Below are 23663 nucleotides of genomic sequence, written 5' to 3' on the forward strand. Positions count from 1 at the left end.
CCCCGCGCGGCCTCACCTGGCCAGTTCGCGCAGCAGCAGCGCCGTCTCCAGCGCCGCCATGGCCGACTCGTACCCCTTGTCCTCCTTGGCGCCGGGGCCACCGGAGCGGTCCTCGGCCTGCTGGAGGTTCTCGCAGGTCAGGACGCCGTTGCCGACCGGGGTCTCCTCGTCGAGCGAGATCCTGGTCAGCCCGGCGGTCACCGAGTCGCAGACGTAGTCGAAATGGGCGGTCTCCCCGCGGATGACCGCGCCCAGCGCCACCACCGCGTCACAGCGTCTGGCCAGCGCCTGCGCGACCACCGGGATCTCCAGCGACCCGGCCACCCTGATCACCGTGGCCTGGGCGCCGCTGTCGTCGCAGGCCTGTACGGCCCTGGCCACCAGCCGGTCGGTGATCCCCGCGTGCCAGCTCGCCGCGACGATGCCGACGCTGAGCCCGGCGGCGTCCACCACGGACGCCGCCGGCCGTCCCTGCCCGCTCATCAGCTCTCCTCCACGAAGTGGCCGAGGCGCTCACGCTTGGCCGTCAGGTACCGCTCGTTGTGGGGGTTGGCCGCCACCGGCATCGCCTCGCGGCCCAGGACCTTGATGCCGTAGCCGTCCATGCCCTTGAGCTTGGCCGGGTTGTTGGTCAGCAGCCGGACCGACTTGACGCCCAGGTCGGCCAGCATCTGGCCGGCGTTGGAGAACTCGCGGGCGTCCACCGGCAGCCCCAGCTCCAGGTTGGCGTCGACGGTGTCGCTGCCGTTGTCCTGCAGGCTGTACGCCCTGAGCTTGGCCAGCAGCCCGATCCCGCGTCCCTCGTGCCCGCGCAGGTACACGACCACGCCCCTGCCCTCCTCGGCGATGGCGGCCATGGCGTGGTCGAGCTGCACGCCGCAGTCGCAGCGCAGCGAGCCGAACACGTCGCCGGTCAGGCACTCGGAGTGGGCGCGGACCAGCACGTTCTCGCCGTCGCCGATCTCGCCGAGCACGAGCGCGAGGTGCTCGCCGCCGTCCAGCGCGCTGGAGTAGCCGTACGCGCGCCACATGCCGTGGCGGTTGGGCAGGCGGGTCTCGGCGACCCTGGTGACCATGCTCTCGGTGCGCCGCCGGTGCTCGACGAGCTGCTCGATGGAGATGAGGGCCAGGTCGTGCTCGTCGGCGAAGGCGCGGAGCTGGGGCAGCCTGGCCATCGTGCCGTCGTCGTTGACGATCTCGGCCAGCACGCCCGCGGGTGACAGCCCGGCCAGGCGGGCCAGGTCGACGGCGGCCTCGGTGTGGCCCCTGCGGGCCAGGACGCCGCCGTCGTGGTAGCGCAGCGGGAAGATGTGGCCGGGCCGTACCAGCTCGTTGGGTTCTGTGGCGGAGTCGGCGAGCGCGCGGATGGTCCGCGCGCGGTCGGCGGCCGAGATGCCGGTGGTGACGCCGTCGCGGGCGTCCACGCTGATCGTGTACGCGGTCCGCATCCGCTCGCGGTTCTGGAACACCATGAGCGGCAGCCCGAGCCGGTCGAGCTCCTTGCCCTCCATGGGCACGCAGATGACGCCGCTGGTGTGGCGGATGGTGAAGGTCAGCAGCTCGGGGGTGGCCTTCGCGGCGGCGAAGATGATGTCGCCCTCGTTCTCCCTGTTCTCGTCGTCGACGACGATGACGGGCCGGCCGTCCCTGATGTCGTTGATGGCCCGTTCGACCTGGTCGAGCATGGTCATGTCGCCACCGCCACGGTCTTGGGCTCGGCGGTGCGGGCGCGGTACTCGCGCAGCCACTTCACGAAGCCGATGAGGACGAGGATGAAGAACAGGCCGTAGACGGCCCCCGAGACGTACAGTCCCGAGCGGAACAGCAGCGGCACGCCGACCAGGTCGACGGCCATCCACACGATCCAGAAGTCGACCAGCGCCCGTCCCTGCGCCCAGGTGGCGACGGCCCCGCCGACGAAGATGTAGGCGTCGGCGGCCACGAGGAAGTAGCTCTCCGGCGCCGGGGAGTGCACGCCCCACGACAGCGGCAGCTCGAACCACGCCCACGCGCCGTAGAACAGCGCGGCGACCGCGGCGGTGCCCAGCACCATGGCGGCGACCAGCGCGACCCGCTCGCCGGAGCGGGCCGGGCGCACCTCCAGGGCCTGGCCGCCCTGGGTGCCCTGGCGCCACTTCCACCAGCCGTAGACCGCCAGCGCGCCGAACAGGACCTGCTTCAGGGCGTTACCCGTGACGCTCGCGCTGACCGAGGCGATGAACAGCAGCACCGCCCCGGTGAACTGCACCGGCCACGTCCAGATCGACTTGCGCATGGCGAACAGCACGGTCGCCACCGCGAACACGTTGCCGAGCAGATCAGTCCACTTCACCGGCAACCCGAACACACTGATTGAGGCATCTGCCCAGCTCATCGCAGTGCCACCAGCCTTTCCACATACTTGGCGATCACGTCGGCCTCCAGGTTCACCAGCTCCCCCTCCGCGCGCCGGCCCAGGTTCGTCAGGCGCAGCGTGGTCGGGATGAGGCTCACCCCGAAGCTGTCGTCGTCAACCGTCGTGACCGTGAGGCTGATTCCGTCGATCGCGATCGAGCCCTTCTCCGCGACGTAGCGGGCGAGCTGGGCGGGCAGGCTGAAGCGCAGGTTGTCCCACGCCTCGCCGGTCTCTCTCGACAGGAGTACGGCGGTGCCGTCCACGTGGCCCTGCACGATGTGACCGCCGAGCCGCTGGTCGGCGCGGACCGCGCGCTCCAGGTTGACCGGCGAGCCCTCCTTGAGCCCGCCCAGCGAGGTGCGTTCCAGCGACTCCTTCATCACGTCGACGGTGAACACCCCGTCCGCGGACTCCACGACGGTCAGGCAGACGCCGTTGACGGCGATGGAGTCGCCGTGGCGGGCGTCGGAGGTGACGATCGGGCCGCGCACCGACAACACGGCCGAGTCCCCGCGCGTCTCCAGGGCGACGACCTCGCCCATTTCCTCGATGATTCCGGTGAACATCACTTCTCCTTAGGGGTGCCCGGCCGCGCGACGAGCCGCAGGTCCGGACCGATCAGGGAAACCTCTTCGAAGACGAAGGAGTGGATGCCGGCGATCGTGGACACGCCCGCCTGCCCCAGCGCCGCGCGCCCCGAGCCGAGCAGCGCGGGCGCGACGTAGGCGACGACCCGGTCCACCAGCCCCTGCCGGACGAAGGAGCCCGCCAGCGTCGGGCCGCCCTCCAGGAAGGCGCTGACCACGCCGCGCCGGCGCAGTTCGGTGAGGAGCGCGCGCAGATCGAGCCCGTCCGGCCCGTACGGCAGGCGGACCAGGTCGGCCGCCAGGCCGGTCTCCGTGCTGTCGGCGATCGCCACGAGGGTCGGCGCCGCCCCGTCGAGCACCCGCGCGCCCTGGGGCGTACGGGCACGCGAGTCGACCACGACCCGCAACGGCTCACCTCTCACCGCACCCCGCTCCGCCGCCCGGGCGCTCCGCTCCGCCGGCCGGGCGCTCCGCTCCGCAGGCCGAGCACTCTGTTTCGCCGGCCGGGCGGTCAGGAGCGGGTCGTCGGCCAGGACGGTGCCGATGCCCGCGATGATCGCGTCGGCGCCGGCCCGCAGCCGGTGGACGTCCTCCCGCGCCTCGGGCGAGGTGATCCACTTGCTGGTGCCGTCCGCGGCGGCCGAACGGCCGTCCAGGGTGGCGGCGAACTTCCACGTCACGTACGGCCTGCCGAGGCGCACCGAGGTCAGCCACGCGGCGTTGACCCGCTCGGCCTCCTCTTCCAGCAGGCCGTGGGCGACCTCGACGCCGTGGGCGCGCAGCCGTTCGCCGCCGCCGGCCGCGACCGGGTTGGGGTCGGGCACGGCGTAGACGACCCGGGCGACGCCGGCGGCCAGGAGGGCCTTGGTGCACGGGCCGGTGCTGCCGGTGTGGTCGCAGGGTTCGAGGGTGACGTACGCGGTGCCGCCGCGGGCCCGTTCGCCGGCCGCGCGCAGGGCGACGACCTCGGCGTGGGGGCCGCCCGCGTAGGCGTGGAATCCTTCGCCCGCCACCTCGCCGCGGGCGTCGAGGACGACGCAGCCGACGACGGGATTGGGGCTGGTGGTGCCGAGACCGAGCGCGGCCAGTTCGACGGCGCGCGCCATGTGCGCGGCGGGATCGTCCACCCGGGGACCTCCTACTCGCCAGTAGCTCCAAGCCACGGCGAACCCCGGGGGTGCGTGGGACGCGTACGCCACCACAACGGCGCCCGGCCACGGCCGGACGCCCGCGCGCTTCCTCCCATCCGGACTTTAACCGTCGGTCCCGGAATTCCACCGGGTCAACCGGCCGATGGCATCGGCCGGGTCGCGGACTGTCACCGCCGGTTCGGACTTTCACCGACCCCGGAGCACGCTAGCTCTTCTTTCGCCTATCAGTCTGCCATGCCCGAATCGGCATCTGCGACCGCCCCCATTTTCGCAACCAAGCGACCGCTTGGTCAAGCGGCCATGATCCGGCGGGCCCTGCGGGCGTCGGGGGCGTAGCGCATCTGGGCGGGCACCAGGCCGAGGCCCGCGTGCAGCGTGCGCAGGGTGGCCGTGGCCCACAGGTCGCCGACGGGGGTGGCGGGCAGGCCGTACAGGCGGCGGGCCCAGCGCGGCAGGGTCGCGAACGCCAGCAGCGTCAGGGCGGGCAGCACGGGTTTGAGCGGCGCCAGGCGCAGCGGCAGCGGCGCGGTCAGCGACTGGAGCAGCGGGTGGGCCGCCTCGGGCACCAGCCGCAGGCCCGGCCGCGCGGCCTCGATGTAGGCGCGCAGGTCCGCGACGCTGCCGGGGGCGTCGCCGGGATTCAGGCCGACGACCTGCGCGGCTCGCCGCCATTCCAGGACGAACCGGTCGGCATCCTGGGCCGACAGCCGTACGCCCGCCCGCCGTGCGACCGACAGGTAGGAGTCCACCTCGCCCACGTGCACCCACATCAGCGCGTCCGGCTCGTCCAGGCGGTAGTGCTCGCCGATGTCGGGGTCGTCGGCGCGGAGCGTGGCGTGGATCTTCCTGACCCGCCTGCCGGCGCGCTCGACCTCGGGCAGCGTCCCGTAGGTGCGGACCCGGACGAACTCGGTGGTCCGCAGGAAACGCGACCAGGCCTCGTCGGGGTGCATGAGCGCGGAGTTCTGCAGGACGCCGCGCATGGCCCTGGGATGCAACCCCTGCATCAGCAACGCCCGGAACCCGCCCACCAGGAGGATGGGCTCCCCCATCACCCGCCAGGTCACCGATTCCGGCCCGAACAGCCCATGGTCCGTCATAAGTGAACAGTTACCCATAAACCCCAACCAGACAAACGTTCCGCCACGGCCTCGGCCACCCCGGACGCGCCTTGTCGCGAGCGGAAGCTCAGGTGAGGAGGTTCGCGAGCTGGGCCATCTCGGCGGGTGGGTCGATCACCGGCTGGATGAGGAGTTCGTCGATGCCCGCCGCTTCCAGGGTGGCGATGCGGGTGCGGAGGTCGTCGCGGGCGCCGACCAGGGCCAGGGTGTGCATCAGCGAGGGCAGGACCAGGTCCCGGTCCTGCGGGGCGATGCGGCCCAGGTAGTCGCGGTAGAGCCGGATGTGCCGGTCGGGTGCGGTGGAGGTGGTGCCGCGCCGGTCGAGGAGCAGCCGGACCGCCTCGCGTTCCCCGGGGCCGAGTCGCTCGGCGAAGGCGGGCTCGTCGGCGGCGTAGACCAGCAGCGACAGGACGAGGTGGCCGGTCGCGTCCCTGGCGGCGTCGCCTTGGGGGTCCTCGTTCTCGCCGAGCACGTGGAGCGCGGTGACCACGTAGGAGTCTGCCCGGGAGCCGGGGCCGGGGGGCGCGGCTCGGCGGCAGGCCTCGTGCAGTGCTCGCCAGGCGTCGGGGTCCAGCAGGCCGAAGGAGATCAGGCCGGTGCCGCGGCGACCGGCGACTTCGGCGGCCTTCGGCCCCAGCGCGGCCACGACGAACTCGATCGGATCGGCCGTGTTCGCGTGCGTCTCGGGGTGGAGAAGGCGGACGTCGCGGACGCGGTCACCCTCGGCGTACTCGATGGTGCGTCCCGCGCAGAGGCCCTGCAGGGCGGCGGTGAAGGTCTCCGTCGTGGCCGCCGTGGCCGGGCGCATGCCCAGCGTGCGCCGGGCGGTGTTCCCGGTGCCGACCCCGCAGATGATCCGTCCCGGTGCCAGGGCGTTCAGGCTGGCGAACGCGCTCGCGGCGGCCGGGGCCGAACGCAGCCCCGGCGAGGTCACGCCGATGCCGAGCCTGATGCGGCTGGTGGCTCTGGCGCACAGTCCCAGGGCGATGAAGGGGTCGCTCTGCACCATCGGGCTGTCGTAGAGCCAGAAGCTGTTCAGCCCCAGCTCCTCGGCCTGGACGGCGAGGTCCTCCACGCCGGGATGGGCGGTGACCACGACACCTGCGCGCATCGGAACCTCCGAGGGGGCGACGGAACGGACCTACCCGGCCTGACACCAGACGCTAGCCCCCGACCGCGTCGCCCGGCTCACTGGGCCGACCCGTCAGATGGCGCCGCCCGGGCGGGGAGTGGCCTCGGCCAGGGCGCGGAGCCGGTCGACGGCGGCGCGGGGGTCGTTGGTGCCGTAGACGGCGCTGCCCGCCACGAACACGTCCGCCCCGGCCTCCGCGCACCGCTCGATCGTGTCGGCGGCCACCCCGCCGTCCACCTGGATCCAGATCTCGCCGCCGTGCCGGGAGACCAGCTCGCGGGCCCGGCGGATCTTGGGCAGCACCACGTCGAGGAAGCGCTGCCCGCCGAATCCCGGTTCGACGGTCATGAGGAGGAGCATGTCGATCTCGCCCAGCAGGTCCGCGTACGAGGTGACGTCGGTGGCGGGGTTGAGGGCGAACCCGGCCCGCGCCCCCAGCGCCCTGATCTGCCGCAGCGTACGCACCGGCGCCTTGGCCGCCTCCGCGTGGATGGTCACGCTGCCCGCCCCGGCCTCGGCGTAGGCGGGCGCCCAGCGGTCCGGGTCCTCGATCATGAGGTGGCAGTCGATCGGCGTGGACGTGGCCTTGAGCAGCGCTTCGACGACGGGCAGCCCGAGGGTGAGGTTGGGCACGAAGTGGTTGTCCATGACGTCCACGTGGAGCCAGTCGGCGTTGGGCACCGCGGCGGCCTCGTCGGCGAGCCGGGCGAAGTCGGCGGACAGGATGCTGGGCGAGATCTGCACGTTCCGATTCTAGGGAGGCCCCGCCCCCGGCCGGCGCCCGGGAGCCCGGCCGTCCGGCAAGGCGTCGATCAGCGGTCAGGTGGCCTTGCGGGCGGCGCCGTCCATCAGGCCCAGGCGGATGAACGTCAGCGGCGCGCCGAGCTGCACCCACAACGTCAGCAGCGCGTACCGGAGATACCGCAGCACCTCGTGCTCGGGCAGCAGCTCCCGCAGCCCGAACCACACCAGGCCCACCACCACCGACCCGAGCGCCCACCGCGCCGCCTTGTGCCCGAGCGTCCCGCTGACCGAGAACCACCCGAGCCGGTACATCACCGACGCCCCGGCCAGCATCCCCAGCACCGACCCGCACATCGCCACCAGCGTGTCCAGCGCGGCCGGATCGACGTCCCCCGCCTGCCGCCACGCCGCGGGCAGCGACCACCCGGCATAGGGCGCGTCGGCCAGCGCCGCGGCGCCCAGCGGCAGCACCGAGACCAGCGCGGACGCGGCGAGCTGCCGGCTCAGCGCCATCCCGCGCCACCACCGCACCGCGGGCTCCTCCAGCTTCAGCACCAGCAGCAGTACGGCCGCGCCCAGCACCAGCCCCGCCACCACGTCGGAGATGAAGTGAACCCCGAGGTAGACCCGCGACAGCCCGATGAGCCCGGCCGCCGCCGCCGCGGTCCACCACGCCCACGGCCGCCGCACGGCCGCGGCCAGCGCGCCCCACGTGGCCGCGGCGATCTGGGCGTGCCCGGACGGCAGCCCGAACGTCCCCTCCAGCGACAGCGGCCGCACCCGGGCGTCCAGCCAGTAGGGACGCGGCGCGTGGAACAGCAGCTTGAGCACCGCGTTGCTCGCCGCCGCCCCCAGCACGACCACGCCGAGCCGCAGGCCGAGGCGGGGGCTGACACACCAGTACAGGATCGGCAGCAGGAACAGGAAGGTCTGCTCGCTGCCGAACAGCGACACCGCCTCCATCACCGGCTCCAGCCCGCCGGGCAGCGCCTGGAGCGCGATGATCGGCCCGAGCTCGGCCCCGCGCAGGTCGTCGAGGAAGTCCACGTGGCCGATGGGACCACACCCGCCCAGGGCAAGGACAGGCTTAGAAGACGAATCGTGACCTAACGCTTGCTTGCTACCGCTTGCGGAGCAGGGCCAGGAACATCGCGTCCGTCCCGTGCCGGTGCGGCCAGAACTGCGCGTGCGGGCCGTCGCCGAGGTCGGGCACCTCGGTCAGGTACGAGCGCGCGTCGAGCTGGTCCACGTCCTCGCGGTCGCGCAGGACGTCGGAGACCACGATCCCGGTCTCGGCCAGGTGGGGCGAGCAGGTGACGTAGGCGACGACGCCGCCGGGCCGTACCGCGTCGAGGGCGGTGCCCAGCAGGCGGCGCTGCAGCGCGCCGAGGCCGGGCACGCCCGCGGGGTCGCGCCGCCACCTGGCCTCGGGACGGCGGCGCAGCGCGCCCAGGCCGGTGCAGGGGGCGTCCAGCATGATGCGGTCGAAGGAGTCCGGCCGCCAGGCGGGCTCGGTGCCGTCGGCGGTGATCACCGCGGCCTCGCGGGTGGTCTGCCAGACCAGGCGGGCGCGGTGGTACTGGACGTCGGCGGCCAGCAGGTGCTTGCCGCCGGGGAAGCCCTCGTCGGGGTCGCCGTAGGCGGCGATCGCGTCCAGCAGGCCCGCCTTGCCGCCGGGGCCCGCGCACATGTCGAGCCAGACCTCGTCGCGGCCCTCCACCGGCACCCTGGCCAGGGCGAGGGCGACGAGCTGGCTGGCCTCGTCCTGCACGGCGGCGCGGTATTCGGCCACCGCGAGCACCTGCCCGGGGTCGCCCTCCGGCAGGTAGGCGGCGTACGGCGAGTAGCGTCCCTCCTCGGCGCCCGCGTCGCGCAGTTCCGGCACCGAGCTGCGGCCCGGACGGGCCACCAGCGTGACCAGCGGGCGCACGTTGTCGGCCGCCAGCAGGTCGGCGGTCTCGGCGTCGTCGCCGCCCAGCGCGTCGCGGAAGGCGGCCACGATCCAGCGCGGGTGGCTGTGGGCGACCGACATGTGGCCGACCGGGTCCTCGGGGGCCACGATCGGGATCCAGTCGTCGAGCGACCTCGCGGCGACCTTGCGCAGGACGGCGTTGGCGAACTTGGAGGGGCCGACGCCCACGCGCAGCCGTACCAGATCGACGGTCGTGCCGACCGCGGCGTGCGGCGGGACGCGCATCTTGAGCAGTTGGTGCGCACCCAGCCGCAGCGCGTCGCGGACGTCGGGGTCGGGCGCGCGGTCGGTGCAGACCTCGATGATCGCGTCGTAGGTGCCGAGCCCGCGCAGCGTGCCGTAGGCCAGCTCGGTGGCGAGCGCCGCGTCGCGTCCGCCCAGCCGCCGCTCGCGCAGCAGCCGCGGCATCAGCAGGTTGGCGTAGGCGTCCCGCTCGTCGACGGCCCGCAGCACGTCGAAGGCGGCGTTACGGGCCTCGTCCCGCACCGGCCCCTTTCCGGTACGGCTCCCGCCACCCCGCCCACCGTCACCCCGGCCACCCCGGAAACCGCCGTCGCCCCGGCCACCGCCATCGCCGCGGAAACCACGACCGCCACCCCGGAAACCCCCGTCACCACGACCGCCACCCCGGAAACCCCCGTCACCACGACCGCCGCCGTCACCACGACCGCCGCCCCCAAAGCCGCCGTCACCGCGACCACCGCCCCTGGAAGAGCCGCCGCCCCTGGAAGCGCCATCGCCCCTGGAAGCGCCGTCGCCGCGACCGCGGCCCCGTGCGCCGCCGTCCCCCCGTGAAACCGTCACGCGAACGTGTCCCCTTCGCCCAGGCGCGAGCCGCGGGCCCAGTCGGCCGCGCTCATCGCCCGCTTGCCCTGTGCCTGCACCTCGGTCAGCTCGACCGGATGGGTGGCCGTGCCGACCAGCACCTCGTGCTTGCCCGCCGCGATCGCGCCGGCCGCCAGCCGGTCGGCGTCGGGACGCGGCCGGACGGGCCCGAGCTTGACCCGCTGGCCGCGGAACTCGCTCCACGCGCCCGGGTTGGGCGTGCAGGCGCGCACGAGCCGGTCGACGCGCAGGGCGGGCGCCCGCCAGTCGACCCTGGCGTCCTCCACGTTGATCTTCGGCGCGAGGCTGACGCCGTCGGCGGGCTGGGGCCGGGGCTCCAGCGTGCCGTCCTCGATCCCGTCGAGGGTGGCGGCCAGCAGCTCGGCGCCGGAGATCGACAGGCGCTCCAGCAGCGCGCCGCTGGTGTCGTCGGCGCGGATCTCCTCGGTGACGACGCCGAAGACGGGACCGGCGTCGAGCTCCTTGACGATCCTGAAGGTGGCCGCGCCGGTGATCTCGTCGCCGTGAAGCACGGCGTGCTGCACGGGCGCGGCGCCGCGCCAGGCGGGCAGCAGCGAGAAGTGCAGGTTGATCCAGCCCTGGCGGGGCACGTCGAGCGCGGACTGCGGCAGCAGCGCCCCGTAGGCGACGACCGGGCAGCAGTCGGGATCGATCGCGCGCAGCCGGTCGAGGAACGCGGGGTCGCCGGCCTTGACCGGGCGCAGCACCTCGATGCCCGCCTCCTCGGCCAGTTCGGCGACCGGCGAGGGGTGCACCTTGCGGCCCCGGCCGGTCTGGGCGTCGGGACGGGTGACCACGGCCACGACGTCGTGGCGTGGCGAGTCGATCAGGGCGCGCAGCGACGGCAGGGCCGTCTCGGGCGTGCCGGCGAACACCAGGCGCATGGTCAGAGTGCCTTCCCGCCGGTGGCGTGCGGGGAGAGCCTGACCGTCGGCGGGGTCAGCCCGCTCCACTCGGCCTCGCGGATCGCCTTCATCGCGAGCTTGCGCTGCTTCGCGTCCATCCGGTCGATGAATAGGATGCCGTCGAGGTGGTCGGTCTCGTGCTGGAAGCAGCGGGCCATGAGGTCGGTGCCTTCGAGGGTGACCGGCTCGCCGTGCATGTTGTGGCCCTTGGCGACGGCGCGGATGGCGCGCGGCGTCGGGAAGGACAGGCCGGGGAAGGACAGGCAGCCCTCCTCGCCCTCCTCGTCCAGGTCGGCCGACAGGTCGAGGTCGGGGTTGATGAGGTGGCCGAGCTGGTCGTCGACGTAATAGGTGAAGACCCGCAGGCCGACGCCGATCTGCGGAGCGGCCAGGCCCGCGCCCGGCGCGTCCATCATCGTGTCGGTCAGGTCTTTGACCAGTTTGCGCAGCTCCTTGTCGAAGTCGACGACCGGGGCCGCCGGGGTGCGCAGCACCGGGTCTCCGAACAGCCGGATCGACTGGATCGCCAAGAGGCCAACTCCGTTCCGCGAAGGCAGGGTGGGATCAGCCCAGTTTAGTGGTCTGCAGGGACCTGGCCTTCATCGCGGCCTTGCGCGCCGCCTTGGCGACGGCGGGGTCGCCGTGGGAGGAGGCCAGGAGTTCGAGGACGGCGACGGTGTCGGGGTGGCTGGAGGAGGCCATCTCCCCCACGCTCCTGACCAGGTCCTCGCCGGACTCCAGCGCGCCGAACTCGCCGACGGACTCGGGCCTGCCGGAGATGTGGAGCAGGGCGGCCACGGAGTCGACGGCGATCCAGGTGTGGTCGTCGGGGCTGAGCGGCGGCGCGTCGAGGTCGCGGATGTGCAGCCAGGAGGCGGCGTAGCGCCACATCGTGGCGTCGGTCAGCGACTCGCGCACCGGCTCCTGCGCCTCGGGGCCGAGCTCCTCCAGGATGGCGCCCACGGCCCCGCGGTGGCCGGCGCTGCCGGCGGTGGCCACGGCCAGCAGGTCGCGGGCGGCCTGCTCGGGCGGGCGGCGCTCCAGCCAGGTCGTCACCGCGCTCTGCGTCACCGCGCCACTGACCACCGACTCCACCAGCGCTTCGGCGTCGAGCCCGGCGAAGACCTCGACCTCGGCCAGCGTCGGGGCCTCGTGGCCCTCGCGCAGGAGGTCGCGGCGGACGGCCCAGACGCCGAGCGGGGTCAGCGCGATCCTGCCCGTGCCGGTCTGCTCCACCAGGCCGCCGTAGGTGAGCAGGGACAGCGCCTCCAGCAGCTCGCCCGGCAGGCTGCCGCTGAGCTCGCGCAGCTCGGCCTGGCTCGGCTCGCAGGCCACCTCGTGCGACTGCAGCAGGCCCTTGGCGAGGCTGGCGATGGGCACGCCGGAGCGTACGGAGTAGATGGTGGCGAGGGTCTCGGCCAGGTGGCCGTCGATCACGCGCGAGCCGGTCAGGCGGGAGGTCTCGGCCTGGTCGAGTACGTCCATGACGACGCCGTCCCAGAACTCCAGCGTGCCCTCGACGGGCAGGCGCAGGGGCAGCGCGCCGCGGGAGGCGGTGCCGCGCACGATCTGGAGCAGGCGGGTGTTGACCGCCACGATCCAGGCCAGCCGCAGGCGGGCGCGGCTGACGCCGAGCTCTCTGGCCGCGGCGGCGGCGTCGGTCTCCGTCAGCAGACCCTCCTCGGTGACCGGGCGCTCGCCGGTCCAGGAGGTGAGCTTGATGGCGTCGGCGACCAGCGGCACCCTGGGCACCGCGGCGGCCAGCTCCGCGTCGGCGGCCAGCGCGACAGGCGGGAACGTCAACGCCTCCCTGACCTGGGGCGCGGGCGTCTCCACTGGAGCGGGCTCCTCGATCAGCTTGCGGAGCTCGGCGAGGTCGAAGACGTTGTTTGCCACCCACGAAACTTACTGCACACGAGTCACAGGGATGTACTTCATCGGATGGCTCGTGAGCGTGCTTTGAACGCGGCCTTGCGCGCGGCCTTGGCCTCTCCGCTGCCGGGCAGCGAGCGGCCGAGCAGTTCGAGCACCTCGACCACGTCGGGGTGGTCGACCCGCCACATCTCCTCGATGAGGTGGGCGGGCGGGCCCGAGGCGGCCATGTTCTCGGCGAAGATCTCGGGGTCCTCCTGGGCCGCGGGCATGGCCAGGGCGAGCATGTCCACGCTGACCCACAGGAGCTCGTCCTGGGTGAGCGACGGGGCGGGCAGCCTCCGGGCGGTCAGCCAGTGGATGGCGTGCGGGCGCAGTTCCTCGTCGTCGAGCGCGGCGCGTACGGCGGGTTCGGCGCCGGCGTCGAGCCGGTCGACGATGGTGACCGCGATGCCGCGGGCGACGGCGGGTGCGCCGGTGGCGGCGGCGAGCAGTTCGGCGGCGGAGCGCTCGGGGGTGCGCCCGGCCAGCCAGCGTTCGATGTCGTGCTCGGCGGCCTCGGCCGGCATGCCGTCGAGCAGGCCCTCGATGAGGCCGACGGCGTCGGCGACGGCGAGGTCGGGCGCCTCGGGGGCGTCGCGGCCGTGGGCGAGGTAGAGCTCGCGCAGCCCCCACACGGCCAGCGGGCTCAGCCCGGCGCCGTCGGGCCCGCGCCGGACCAGCCCGCACCAGGCCAGCCGGTCGAGCACCGCCGCCACGTCAACCTCGGCGTCGGCCAGCTCGTGCACGTGGTCGGCGATCACCTCGTCCGGGACCGGCGCCTGCAGGCGGTAGAGGCGGTCGAGCAGGTCGTAGAGGGCGTCGTCGAGCTCCGGCAGGCCGGTGACGGCGCCGCCGGTGTCGTGCTCGACCAGGTGGGCGACGGTGCTCGCCCAGCCGCCGAGCCCCGTGTGGGCGGCCAGCGCCCACAGCAGCCTCGGCTCGGGCACCGGCGCGGCGGCGGCGTCCTTGGCGCGCAGCGCGCCCTTGGCCGTGGGGGTGCTGCCCCGGTCGCCCAGCCAGGCCAGCAGCCGGTCGCGGTCGGCCAGCAGGGCCACCCCGCCGAGCGCGGCCTCCAGCTCGTGCGCCGGCGCCAGCCGTACGGCCGGCAGCGGCGTGCACGCCGGGCAGTCGCAGGGCGCCTCCTCGATCTCGGGCGGCGCGTCGCCGGAGGGGATCGTGATGTCCTGCTCCAGCGACTCGGGGCCGATGGAGCTGAACAGGCTCTTGGCCATGCCGAAGTTGGCCGGGTCGGCGAGGGCGGCGGGCATCTCCTCGGCGATCTCGCTCAGCCGCGCGCGCATGGCCCGCGCCCGGTCGGCCCCGGCGGCGCCCGAGGACTCCAGGTAGTCGACGAGGGTGCGGGCGGCGGCGATCGACTCGGGGGCGCTCTCCGGCGGCGCGATCACCTTGCGCGGGTAGATGGACAGCAGGAGGTCGTCGAAGGTCGACGGCGCGATGTCGGCCAGCTCGTTCACGCCCAGATAGTCGCTGGCGTAGTCGCAGAGCAGCCGCACCTCGTCGGCGTCCACCTCGACGCCCCGCGCCCGCCCCCATGCGCGCAGGTCGTCGATGGCCCGGTTCACCCATTCGATCGACACAGGGAGACGCTAACGGCTGGCCAACAGATGAGCGAATCGGGGAAAGCGGCTAAATCAGGTCGAGAGGGTCGACACTCACCCGGACGACATCAGGCGCCTTACGCGCCGCACGCACCCCGGTGGCCCCTTTGAGCGCGGCGGCCAGCACGCCGCCCGAGGCCCTGGGGACGCGGATCATGGCACGTTCCTGCTCGTCGTCGACCGGGACGGGGCCGAGGACCTGGGCTTCTCCCGGCAGGCGGACCTCGTCGAGCATCTGGCGGACGGCGGCGGCCGTACCGGTGAGCGTGGCCATTCTGACCGCGGGCGGGAAGCCGAGCTCGGCGCGGTCGGCGAGCTCTCGCTCGGCGTGGGTGACGGGGTCCCACCGCAGCAGCGCCTGTACGGCGGGCAGCGCCGTGTCCGCCAGCACGACCAGCTCCGCGGCGGGCCTGAGCAGGGCGGCGGCGTTCATCCAGCGGCGCACGCCCTCCTCGGCCGCGCGCAGGTCCGCCCGCCCCAGCAGCGCCCAGCCGTCCAGGAGCACGGCCGCCGAGTAGCCTCCCTCGGCCACGGGCTCCGCGCCCGGCGTGGCCACCACCAGCGCCTTGCCCGCCCCGACCCGCGCCAGGACGCCGTCGCGCCCGGAGGTCTTGACCGGCACGGACGGAAAGGCCCGTCCCAGTTCCTCGGCCGTGCGCCGGGCGCCCACGACGACCGCGCGCACGTGCGCCCCGCCGCAGTGCTCGCAGCGCCAGGCCGCGTCGACCCGGCCGCACCAGCGGCAGTAGGGCGCGCTGTGCCCGCTGCGCAGCGCCAGCGGCCCGTGGCAGGCGAGCCGGCCCGGCGCGGCGTCGTCGATCCTGATGCCGTGGTCGGGGGCGGTGCGGGTGGGCGGCAGCGCGCAGCGGGCCGGGCGGCGGCACTGGCGGCAGGCGATCGAGGGCAGGTAGCCGCGCCTGGGCACCTGAACCAGCACCGGGCCGGTCTCGAGCCCCTCGCGCAGCGCCCGCCAGGCGACGCTGGGCAGGCGGGCGGCGCGGGCGGCCTGGTCCTTGGCCAGCTCGGCGTCCTCGCCCGCCGGTCGCACCCTGGGCGCCTTGGCGCGCACGGTCTCGCGGGCGGCCACGATCGGCCTGGCCCAGCCGGTGGCGACGAGCTGGGTGGCCTCGGCGGTGCGGGCGTAGCCGCCGATGAGCATGGCCGCGCCGCCCCGGTGGGCGCGCAGGGCGAGCACCTCGCGGGCGTGCGGGTAGGGCGCCAGCCGTTCGGCGTGCAGGTCGTCACCGTCGTCCCAGACGGCCACCAGACCGAGGTCGGCGACCGGCGCGAACATGGCCGCGCGGGTGCCGACCACCGCCCGCGCCTGGCCGCGCAGGACCCGGAGCCAGCGCCGGTAGCGCTCGGCGGGCCCCAGGCCCGCCGTGAGCGCCACGTGCGCGCCGTCGCCGAGCAGGTGAGCGAACACCTCGTCGGCGAGCGCGACGTCCTTGCCGTCCGGCACGACGACCAGCGCGCCGCGGCCGCCGGCCAGCGTGGCGCGCACCGCCTCGCCGACCGCGCGCGCCCAGCCGCCCGCGCCCGGCAGCGCCGACCACACGGCCCTGGGCGCCCGGCCGTGCTCCAGCGCGTCCAGGAAGGAGGGCCCCATGGGGTAGTCGGCCCAGGCCGGCGCCTCCTCGGGTGCGGGCGGGCCGTCCGCGGCGCCCGCCTCCCACGACTCGGCCTCCACCTTGGCGTGGCGCGGGGGTACGGCCAGCCGCAGCACGTCTGCCAGCGTCCCGGCGTAACGGTCGGCCACGGCCCTGGCCAGCGCGGCCACCTCGGCCGTCAGGACCCGTTCGGCCGACACCACGCGCTCCAGCGCGGTCAGCTTCCCCCGGTGCTCGCTCTCCTCGGTCCGCTCCAGCAGGAAACCGTCGACGAGCTTGCCGGCGAAGCGCACCCGCACCCGCACCCCCGGCCGTGCGCTGTCGTGCAGGGGGGCGGGCACGAGGTAGTCGAAGGGCCGGTCCAGGTGCGGCAGCGGGTTGTCGACCGCCACCCTGGCCACGGGCGCCTCGGGGGCGGGGACGACCGAGCCCTTGGCCTTCTGCGCGGCCGGGCGTACCGCATCCAGCGGCAGCAGGGCGTGGTCGGTCTCGGTCACGCACTACGTCTACCAGACCGTGGCCTCCGGCAAGGCCGGTCGGTCACTGGCCAGGTCGTGGTGGACGCGGGCGCGGGGGACGCCGTCGCGCGGCAGCCCGCGCACGGGGGCCTCGACCATGGCCGGCGGGCCGCAGACGTAGGCCTCGTGGTCGGTCCAGGCGCGGAAGCGCGCCAGTTCCCTCCGGCGCGGCCATCGTGCCCATCGCGGGCCCGACGATCAGCTCCTCGCCCGCCCCGGCCTCCTTGACCAGCGCGGTGGAGACGTGACCGCCCGGCACCGCCCGTACGTGGAGCCGGACGAGGCCGTCGGGCGCGGGCGCGTTGGCGACGGAGGAGGTGCGCCAGCTCCGGGGGCGGCGCGCGGTCAGCACGCTCACGTACCGCCCCGCCCCACAGCCGGTGGGCGGCGCTCAGCAGCCAGGCGGCCCGCGCGTGCGCGCCCCGGTCGGCCGCCAGCCACGCCAGCACCTCCACGCTCTCGCGCAGCGGCCGCTCGGCCGCCTCCAGGTCGCCCTCGCCTGGTGTGGTGGGCGCGGTTCCTGGAAGATCTTTGAGAACACGTTATATGGATCTTGCCCCAGACGAGCACAGACCACCCCCTCCCCACAACCCCCACTTGTCCGGACAATCCCCCAGGCCACGCGCGAGCCTCCAGCCCAGTCCACTTCCGGGCCAGCCACCACATGGCCCGGAGCGCGTCCGCGCCCATCGCCCTCCATGGCTCACCCCTGCGCGGGCTCGGGCATGCGAAAGCCCACCCTCCAGGCGGTGGGGGGTGGGCATGCGTGAGCCCTGAGGCGCCGGGTGGCGGGGCTCAGGGCTCAGGCGGGTGGACGACCGGTCAGAGGCCGGCGGCGGTGCGGAGGGACTCGGCGCGGTCCGTCGACTCCCAGGAGAAGCCCTCGCGGCCGAAGTGACCGTAGGCGGCCGTCTCGGAGTAGATCGGGCGCAGCAGGTCGAGGTCGCGGATGATGGCCGCGGGGCGGAGGTCGAAGACCTGGAGGACGGCGTCCTGGATCTTCTCGATCGCGACCTTCTCGGTGCCGAAGCACTCCACGAACAGGCCGACCGGCTGGGCCTTGCCGATGGCGTAGGCGACCTGGACCTCGCAGCGGTCGGCCAGGCCGGCCGCGACGACGTTCTTGGCGACCCAGCGCATGGCGTAGGCGGCCGAGCGGTCGACCTTGGACGGGTCCTTGCCGGAGAAGGCGCCGCCGCCGTGGCGGGCCATGCCGCCGTAGGTGTCGATGATGATCTTGCGACCGGTGAGGCCGGCGTCGCCCATGGGGCCGCCGATCTCGAAGCGGCCGGTCGGGTTGACCAGCAGGCGGTAGCCCTCGATGTCGATCTCGAGCCCGGCGAGCACGGGGTCGACCACGTGCTCCTTGATGTCGGGGGCGAGCATCTCCTTGAGGTCGATCTCGGCCGCGTGCTGCGTGGAGACGACCACGGTGTCGAGGCGGACCGGCGTGTCGCCGTCGTACTCGATGGTGACCTGGGTCTTGCCGTCGGGGCGCAGGTACGGCACGGTGCCCGACTTGCGCACCTCCGACAGGCGCTGGGCCAGCCGGTGCGCCAGCATGATCGGCAGCGGCATCAGCTCGGGGGTCTCGCGGCAGGCGTAGCCGAACATGAGGCCCTGGTCACCGGCGCCCTGGCGGTCGAGCTCGTCGCCGACGCCCTCCTCGCGGTGCTCGTAGGCGTCGTCGACGCCCTGGGCGATGTCGGGCGACTGCGCGCCGATGGAGACGGAGACGCCGCAGGACGCGCCGTCGAAGCCCTTGTGCGAGGCGTCGTAGCCGATCTCAAGGATCTTCTCGCGGATGACGCCGGGGATGTCGACATAGGTCTCGGTCGTCACCTCGCCCGCGACGTGGACCTGGCCGGTAGTGATCATCGTCTCGACGGCGACCCTGCTCTTGTGGTCGTCCTTGAGCATGGCGTCGAGAATCGCGTCACTGATCTGGTCGGCGATCTTGTCCGGGTGGCCCTCGGTGACCGACTCGGAGGTGAACAGGCGACGTGACAACTCAGTGGCTCCTCATGCAGCGGCTGCTGACGTATGTGCGGCTCGGACGGGTGGACACCAGCCTGGGCCTCGCCGAAGTCTAGCCCTACGGGAGGCCAGGTAGCGAAACCACGGGCCGATTCAGAGATCGGGCAACGGATCGGGCGGAAGCGTCTCGGGCGCGAAGATCTCCGCGTCCGCCGCTCTCACCACGGCGGCGTACTCCTCATCGAACTCGAAGGTCATCGTGCCCAGCTCGATGACCGATCCAGGCATGATGGGGCCCAGCATGGTCGCCCTCGGAAACGTGGCGTAGACCGACACTGGCCTGTCGTTGCGCAGCATCCGGGTGGCAAGCACCGAGATCGCCCCGTCGGTGACCACGATGAGGAAGTTGGCCATCCCCGGCGGCCCGACCGACAGCGCGGGAAACACGTATCTGATCTGTTCGCCGGGCCCGAGCAGCGTCCTGCAGCGGTCCCTCACCGCGGTTCCTACCGGCATCTGCGTTCTCCCCCTTTGTGTAAGTATCCGCAGGGGTACGGCAGCGCGGCAACATCCAATTCCCCTGCCGAGGGCGGAGTCGTCACGGCGGGAGGGTGTTGGCCTTCACGACCGGCGCTCGACGGGGGCGCGCCCGCGACGGCGGGGCGGGCAGGGGGGCGCGAGCCGTAACGGAAAGGGCGCGTCAGAGACGCGAACGGGACGGACGGCGAGCACGAGAGAAACCCGGCCGCGCGCAGGAATCCGCGGAAGGCGCGCGGCCGGGCGGGGTCAGTTGGGGGACTGGAGCGACGGCTGCCTGCCCATCTTGAGGGCGGCGAGGCGGGCCTCGATCTCGGCCTGGGCGCCGGCGTCCTCCAGGCTCTCGAACTGGGCGTCCAGCGACGAGGCGGCCAGCTCCTGCTGCCCGATCACCTTCGCCTCCTCCCGCTTGATCTTCTCCTCGAACCGGCTGACCTCGCTCGTCGGGTCCATGATGTCGATGCTCTTGATCGCGTCCTGGACCTGCGACTGGGCCTGGGCGGTCTTGGCGCGGGAGACCAGTTCGTCGCGCTTGCTCCGGAGCTCGCCGAGCTTGTCGCGCATCTGCTGCAGGCCCGTCTTGAGCTTCTCGACCACCTCGCGCTGCGCCGCGATGCCCGGCTCGGCGGCCTTGGCCTCCTGCTCGGCGGACATCTGCCGGCCGAGGGCGACCTTGGCGAGCTCGTCGAACTTGTCCGCATCCGTCCGCTGCCCCGACGCGCGCAACTGGTCGGCGCGCTGGCTGGCCGCCAGGGCCTTGCGGCCCCACTCCCCGGCCGCCTCCACGTCCTCGCGGTAGTCGGCCTCGACCATCCGCAGCGAGCCGATCGTCTGCGCGATGGCCTTCTCCGCCTCGGCGATGTTGTCGGTGTAGTCGCGCACCATCTGGTCGAGCATCAGCTGCGGATCCTCGGCCGAGTCCAGCAGCGCGTTGATGTTGGCCCTCGCGAGCTGGGCGACCCGCCCGAAGATGGACTGTTTGGACATTGCTCATTCCCCCGATATGTGATCGTTTCCGGGTCAGAAGGCTCCCCCTGAGCCCCTCCGCCCTCGTGTGCCCGAGCCGCCGAAGCTGCCCGGCGCCTGGCCGCGCCCGCGCGTGCCCGCGGTCGGCCGGCCGCCGCCGCGGCCGGACATCATGCCGCCCATCATCCCGTCGATGAGGATGCCGCCCAGGACCGCGCCCATCATCGCGTCGGCGCCGCCCCTGCCGCCGCCGGTCCTGCCGTAGCCGAACGTCGACACCTCGCGCCGCGCCTCCTGCCCGGCCTCCTGGGCGAGCTGGTCGGCGCGCTGGGCCGCGGCGAGCGCGGCCGACGGGTCCTCCCCCGCCCGCGCCCGCGCCTCGGCGAGCAGGCGTTCGGCCTCGGCGATGCGGGTGCGCGCGGTGCTGCCGACCGCGCCGCGGTTGGTGGTGATGAAGTCCTTGGTGGCCGCGATCTCGCTGCGCGCCGTGAGCATCGCCTGGTCGAGCATGCTGCGCGCCTGCTCCTGACGGGCTTTCTTGTCCCGTACGCCCTTCAGCGCCCCGTCCAGCGTCGCCTGCGCCTCCTCCACGCGGCGCAGCAGCGCGATCGGGTCCACGCGGCCGGCGACGACGTCCTCGGCCACCTGCGTGGCGGTGCTCTCCGCGTAGGCGATCTGCGGCGTCAGGTCCGCCGCGTACGCCTCGTCGGCGGCCAGCGCCTTCGCCGCCGACAGGTTGGCCGCGACCGTCTCCAGGGCGGGCTTGAGCCCGGCCGCCGCCTGGTGGATGTCGCCGGCCCGCCTGGTCACCGCCTCCATGAGCTGCCTGGCCTGGTCCACGGCCGACTGGGCGGCCAGCACCTGCGCGACCGCCCTGCCCGACTCCCCCGCCTCCAGCGACTCCTGCGCGGCGGTGAGCGTCTGGGCGGCGAACTCCAGGCGGTTGGCCGCCTCGTCCGGGTTGTCCTCGACCGGGGTCAGGGCGCTGTGGGCGTAGCGTTCCTCGGTGGCGGCCATGGCCCGCCGTACCTCGGCGAGCTTGGGGGCGAGCTCGGCGTGGGCCTGCCTGACCTCGGCCAGCACCCGCGGGGCCTGTTTCTCCAGGTCGCGCAGCCGGTCGAACGCCTCGGACTCGGCGTCGAGCCTGGCGTTGGCGTCCGCGCAGCGCCTGACGATCTCCTCCAGCATGGCCTGGCGGGTGGCGTCGTCCTCCGGCACCTCGTCGTCGAGCTGCTGGCGCAGGCGGAATGCCTGGTCGAGCTCGCCTTTGGCGTATTCGAGCGCTTCGGCGAACGGCTTCGCGGCCTCCTCGCCGAACTGCGCCGTCGCGAAGCCCACCTCCTGCTCGGAGGTCTTGACCGCGTCGTCGGTGTGCACGAGCGCCTGTCCGGCCCTGGTCTCCAGGTCCTTGGCCGCGGCGGCGTGGCGCGAGGTGCTGCGGCGGCGCGAGAACAGGTAGACGCCTCCCCCCGCCACCGCCAGGACCCCCGCCCCGGCCAGCCACCAGGCGCTGCGGCCTTCGGGGTTGGCGGGGTTCGCCATGGCGGTGCCGTACCCCTTGGCCGCCCCGATCGCCGCTCCCGCCCAGTCGTCCTGGCGCAGCGCGGGCACGATCGCGTCCTGCGCCACCTGGTTGAGCTGCTCGGTGGAGAGGGGGAAGTCGGCGTCGGCCGACACGGCGTAGCGGCGTTCCCGGGTGGCGACGGCCATGAGCAGGTCGTCGCGGCCGAGGCGGCTCAGTCCGGCGGTCTGGTCGGCCCAGGTGGTGGCGTTCCAGCCGGAGAAGTCGGTGACGTAGACGACGTAGAGGCGGATGCCGTGGTCGGCTTCGAGCCGGGTGACGGCGGCCTGGACCTCGCCCGCGCGGGCGCCGAGGGCTCCGGCGTGGTCGGTGACGGTCTGGGTGACGGCCTCGGGGGCCTCGGCGTGGGCCGCGGCGGGGATGGCCATGAGGGCGCCGGTGATGAGCAGTACGCGTATGACGTGCCTGAATGCTGACAACCCCGACCGCCCCCAGCCGTAGTCTCACTGACCCCTGAGGCGACTCATCCCCACATTACGGAGCGTGTACACATTTGTCCCTTTGGTAGTAAGGGCAGGTGGGGCTAGTCGGTCAGACGTGGGGCGACCAGGGACCAGAGAGTGTCGGCCAGATCTTCCTTCGGCCCCCGCGCGACCTCCACCGGCTCTCCCCCGGCGACCAGGATGGTGGCGGCGTTGTCGGGGGTGCCGAAGGCGAGGCGCTCGCCCACCTGGTTGACCACGAGCAGGTCGCACCCCTTGCGGGCCAGCTTGGCCTGCCCGTTGGCCAGCACGTCGTCGGTCTCGGCCGCGAACCCCACGATCACCGCGGGCCCCGTGTTCGTCGCCCCCTCGCCCGCCGCTCCACCCGTCGGCGTCCCGCTCGCCGGCGTCCCGGCCGTCGGGGTGGCGCTGTTCCTGGCCAGGGTACGGCGCTCGCCCAGCTCGGCCAGGATGTCGGGATTTTTCGTGAGCCGGATGGGTTCGGGCTCGCCGGAGGTTTTCTTGATCTTGGACGTGGCCTGGTCCACCGGACGGAAGTCGGCCACGGCCGCGGCCATCACCACGACGTCGGCGTCGTCCGCTGCGGCCAGCACCGCCTCGCGCAACTGCGCCGTCGACTCCACCCGCACCACCTTCGCGCCCGCCGGATCGGGCAGCGTTACGTTGGCGGCGATCAGGGTCACCTCGGCGCCGCGTGCCACGGCCGTGCGCGCCAGCGCGTACCCCTGAAGGCCGGAGGAACGGTTGCCGATGAAGCGGACCGGATCGATCGCCTCGCGGGTGCCGCCCGCCGAGACGACCACCCTGCGACCGGCCAGGTCGCGCGGCGCCCCGCGCAGCACGCGGCGGCAGACCTCGAAGATCTCCTCGGGGTCGGGCAGGCGTCCCGGGCCGGTGTCGGCGCCGGTCAGGCGGCCGGAGGCGGGGTCGATGACGATGGCGCCGCGCTCGCGCAGGGTGGCGACGTTGGCGCGGGTGGCGGGGTGGTCCCACATCTCGGTGTGCATCGCGGGCGCGAACACCACCGGGCAGCGTGCCGTCAGCAGCGTGGTGGTGAGCAGGTCGCCGGTGAGTCCCTGGGCGGCCTTGGCGAGGACGTCCGCGGTGGCCGGGGCGACGATCACGAGGTCGGCGTTCTGCCCGATGCGGACGTGCGGCACCTCGTGGACGTTCTCCCACACCTCGGTGGTCACGGGGTTGCCGGACAGCGCGGCCCAGGTCGGTTCGCCGACGAACCGGAGAGCGTCGCGGGTGGGCACCACGCGTACCTCGTGCCCGGACTCGGTGAACAGCCGCAGCAGCTCGCACGCCTTGTAGGCGGCGATGCCGCCGCTGACGCCCAGTACGACCTTCATCGGCGCGCCGCCACCCCTCTCCTCCGCACGGATCGCCTTCACCCTAGGACCCGGCCCACCCGAACCGAACAGCGCCCCACCACACCCCTAGGCCACACACTGCGGCACAACCGCGAAAGGCCATCCGCCGGTACGGCCCCGCCTGGCCTCGACAACACCCAGGCGGGGACGACGCCGAGATCGGCCATTGCGCGGAGCGGGACGCCGCCGGGCACACGGCCCGGAGGCCGGATCTGGGATCAAGAACGCGCCGAGGCCGGACCGGTAGCAGGGCCTATGAAGCGGCGAG

The 23663-nt window shown here is 73.7% G+C and carries 20 protein-coding genes, 1 pseudogene and 1 riboswitch; all 21 genes and pseudogenes read right to left on the minus strand.

What is annotated here, in order from left to right; translation table 11 throughout:
- Positions 1-12: 12 nt before the first annotated feature.
- Positions 13-483 carry a 6,7-dimethyl-8-ribityllumazine synthase gene (gene ribH / locus ACIBEJ_RS27130; RefSeq protein ID WP_397185635.1) on the minus strand — a complete coding sequence of 157 codons (471 nt, stop codon included), beginning with the start codon at positions 481-483 and terminating at the stop codon, positions 13-15.
- On the minus strand, positions 483-1691 hold the full coding sequence (locus ACIBEJ_RS27135; protein ID WP_397185636.1) for a bifunctional 3,4-dihydroxy-2-butanone-4-phosphate synthase/GTP cyclohydrolase II: 1209 nt from the start codon (positions 1689-1691) through the stop codon (positions 483-485). Before ACIBEJ_RS27135 ends, ribH begins: the two co-directional genes overlap by 1 nt.
- Positions 1688-2374, minus strand: coding sequence for a nicotinamide riboside transporter PnuC (locus tag ACIBEJ_RS27140; RefSeq protein ID WP_397185637.1), 687 nt, complete (start codon positions 2372-2374; stop codon positions 1688-1690). The genes ACIBEJ_RS27135 and ACIBEJ_RS27140 overlap by 4 nt, the downstream gene beginning before the upstream one ends.
- Positions 2371-2961, minus strand: coding sequence for a riboflavin synthase (locus ACIBEJ_RS27145; protein ID WP_397185638.1), 591 nt, complete (start codon positions 2959-2961; stop codon positions 2371-2373). The genes ACIBEJ_RS27140 and ACIBEJ_RS27145 overlap by 4 nt, the downstream gene beginning before the upstream one ends.
- Positions 2961-4109 carry a bifunctional diaminohydroxyphosphoribosylaminopyrimidine deaminase/5-amino-6-(5-phosphoribosylamino)uracil reductase RibD gene (ribD, locus tag ACIBEJ_RS27150; protein WP_397185639.1) on the minus strand — a complete coding sequence of 383 codons (1149 nt, stop codon included), beginning with the start codon at positions 4107-4109 and terminating at the stop codon, positions 2961-2963. The genes ACIBEJ_RS27145 and ribD overlap by 1 nt, the downstream gene beginning before the upstream one ends.
- A gap of 101 nt (positions 4110-4210) precedes the next feature.
- Positions 4211-4341, minus strand: a riboswitch (FMN riboswitch).
- A gap of 82 nt (positions 4342-4423) precedes the next feature.
- Complete coding sequence (locus ACIBEJ_RS27155) at positions 4424-5233, minus strand: oxygenase MpaB family protein (protein WP_397185640.1); 810 nt, start codon at positions 5231-5233, stop codon at positions 4424-4426.
- An 88-nt stretch (positions 5234-5321) separates the two neighbouring features.
- Positions 5322-6365: an LLM class flavin-dependent oxidoreductase gene (locus tag ACIBEJ_RS27160; protein WP_397185641.1), complete on the minus strand. Its 1044-nt coding sequence runs from the start codon at positions 6363-6365 to the stop codon at positions 5322-5324.
- A gap of 93 nt (positions 6366-6458) precedes the next feature.
- Positions 6459-7130, minus strand: a complete 672-nt coding sequence (rpe, locus tag ACIBEJ_RS27165) for a ribulose-phosphate 3-epimerase (RefSeq protein ID WP_397185642.1) — start codon at positions 7128-7130, stop codon at positions 6459-6461.
- Positions 7131-7205: 75 nt separating this feature from the next.
- Positions 7206-8177 (minus strand): phosphatase PAP2 family protein, encoded by a 972-nt coding sequence (locus ACIBEJ_RS27170; RefSeq protein WP_397185643.1) that lies wholly within the window; start codon positions 8175-8177, stop codon positions 7206-7208.
- A gap of 73 nt (positions 8178-8250) precedes the next feature.
- Positions 8251-9588, minus strand: a complete 1338-nt coding sequence (locus ACIBEJ_RS27175; protein WP_397185644.1) for an RsmB/NOP family class I SAM-dependent RNA methyltransferase — start codon at positions 9586-9588, stop codon at positions 8251-8253.
- Positions 9589-9902: 314 nt separating this feature from the next.
- Positions 9903-10832 carry a methionyl-tRNA formyltransferase gene (gene fmt, locus ACIBEJ_RS27180; protein ID WP_397185646.1) on the minus strand — a complete coding sequence of 310 codons (930 nt, stop codon included), beginning with the start codon at positions 10830-10832 and terminating at the stop codon, positions 9903-9905.
- 2 nt (positions 10833-10834) lie between these two features.
- Entirely contained in the window at positions 10835-11383 is a 549-nt protein-coding gene (gene def, locus ACIBEJ_RS27185) for a peptide deformylase (protein ID WP_397185647.1), read from the minus strand.
- A gap of 34 nt (positions 11384-11417) precedes the next feature.
- On the minus strand, positions 11418-12749 hold the full coding sequence (locus ACIBEJ_RS27190) for a hypothetical protein (protein WP_397185648.1): 1332 nt from the start codon (positions 12747-12749) through the stop codon (positions 11418-11420).
- A 38-nt stretch (positions 12750-12787) separates the two neighbouring features.
- On the minus strand, positions 12788-14365 hold the full coding sequence (locus ACIBEJ_RS27195; protein WP_397185649.1) for a hypothetical protein: 1578 nt from the start codon (positions 14363-14365) through the stop codon (positions 12788-12790).
- A gap of 49 nt (positions 14366-14414) precedes the next feature.
- A complete protein-coding gene (locus tag ACIBEJ_RS27200; RefSeq protein ID WP_397185650.1) occupies positions 14415-16493 on the minus strand; it encodes a primosomal protein N' in 2079 nt (692 codons plus the stop codon).
- A 211-nt stretch (positions 16494-16704) separates the two neighbouring features.
- Positions 16705-16872, minus strand: a pseudogene (locus tag ACIBEJ_RS27205) (FAD-binding oxidoreductase); the annotation flags it as partial.
- 464 nt (positions 16873-17336) lie between these two features.
- The gene (gene metK / locus ACIBEJ_RS27210; RefSeq protein WP_397185651.1) at positions 17337-18524 is read right to left on the minus strand and encodes a methionine adenosyltransferase; all 1188 of its coding nucleotides are present in this window, start codon (positions 18522-18524) and stop codon (positions 17337-17339) included.
- Positions 18525-18644: 120 nt separating this feature from the next.
- Positions 18645-19007, minus strand: coding sequence for a hypothetical protein (locus ACIBEJ_RS27215; RefSeq protein ID WP_397185652.1), 363 nt, complete (start codon positions 19005-19007; stop codon positions 18645-18647).
- Positions 19008-19277: 270 nt separating this feature from the next.
- Positions 19278-20015, minus strand: a complete 738-nt coding sequence (locus ACIBEJ_RS27220) for a PspA/IM30 family protein (RefSeq protein WP_397185653.1) — start codon at positions 20013-20015, stop codon at positions 19278-19280.
- Positions 20016-20048: 33 nt separating this feature from the next.
- Positions 20049-21995 carry a TPM domain-containing protein gene (locus tag ACIBEJ_RS27225; protein ID WP_397185654.1) on the minus strand — a complete coding sequence of 649 codons (1947 nt, stop codon included), beginning with the start codon at positions 21993-21995 and terminating at the stop codon, positions 20049-20051.
- Between the two features lie 104 nt (positions 21996-22099).
- Positions 22100-23374 (minus strand): bifunctional phosphopantothenoylcysteine decarboxylase/phosphopantothenate--cysteine ligase CoaBC, encoded by a 1275-nt coding sequence (gene coaBC / locus ACIBEJ_RS27230; RefSeq protein WP_397185655.1) that lies wholly within the window; start codon positions 23372-23374, stop codon positions 22100-22102.
- Positions 23375-23663: the final 289 nt, after the last annotated feature.

It is taken from the genome of Nonomuraea sp. NPDC050790, from assembly GCF_044456745.1.
Classification (GTDB): domain Bacteria; phylum Actinomycetota; class Actinomycetes; order Streptosporangiales; family Streptosporangiaceae; genus Nonomuraea.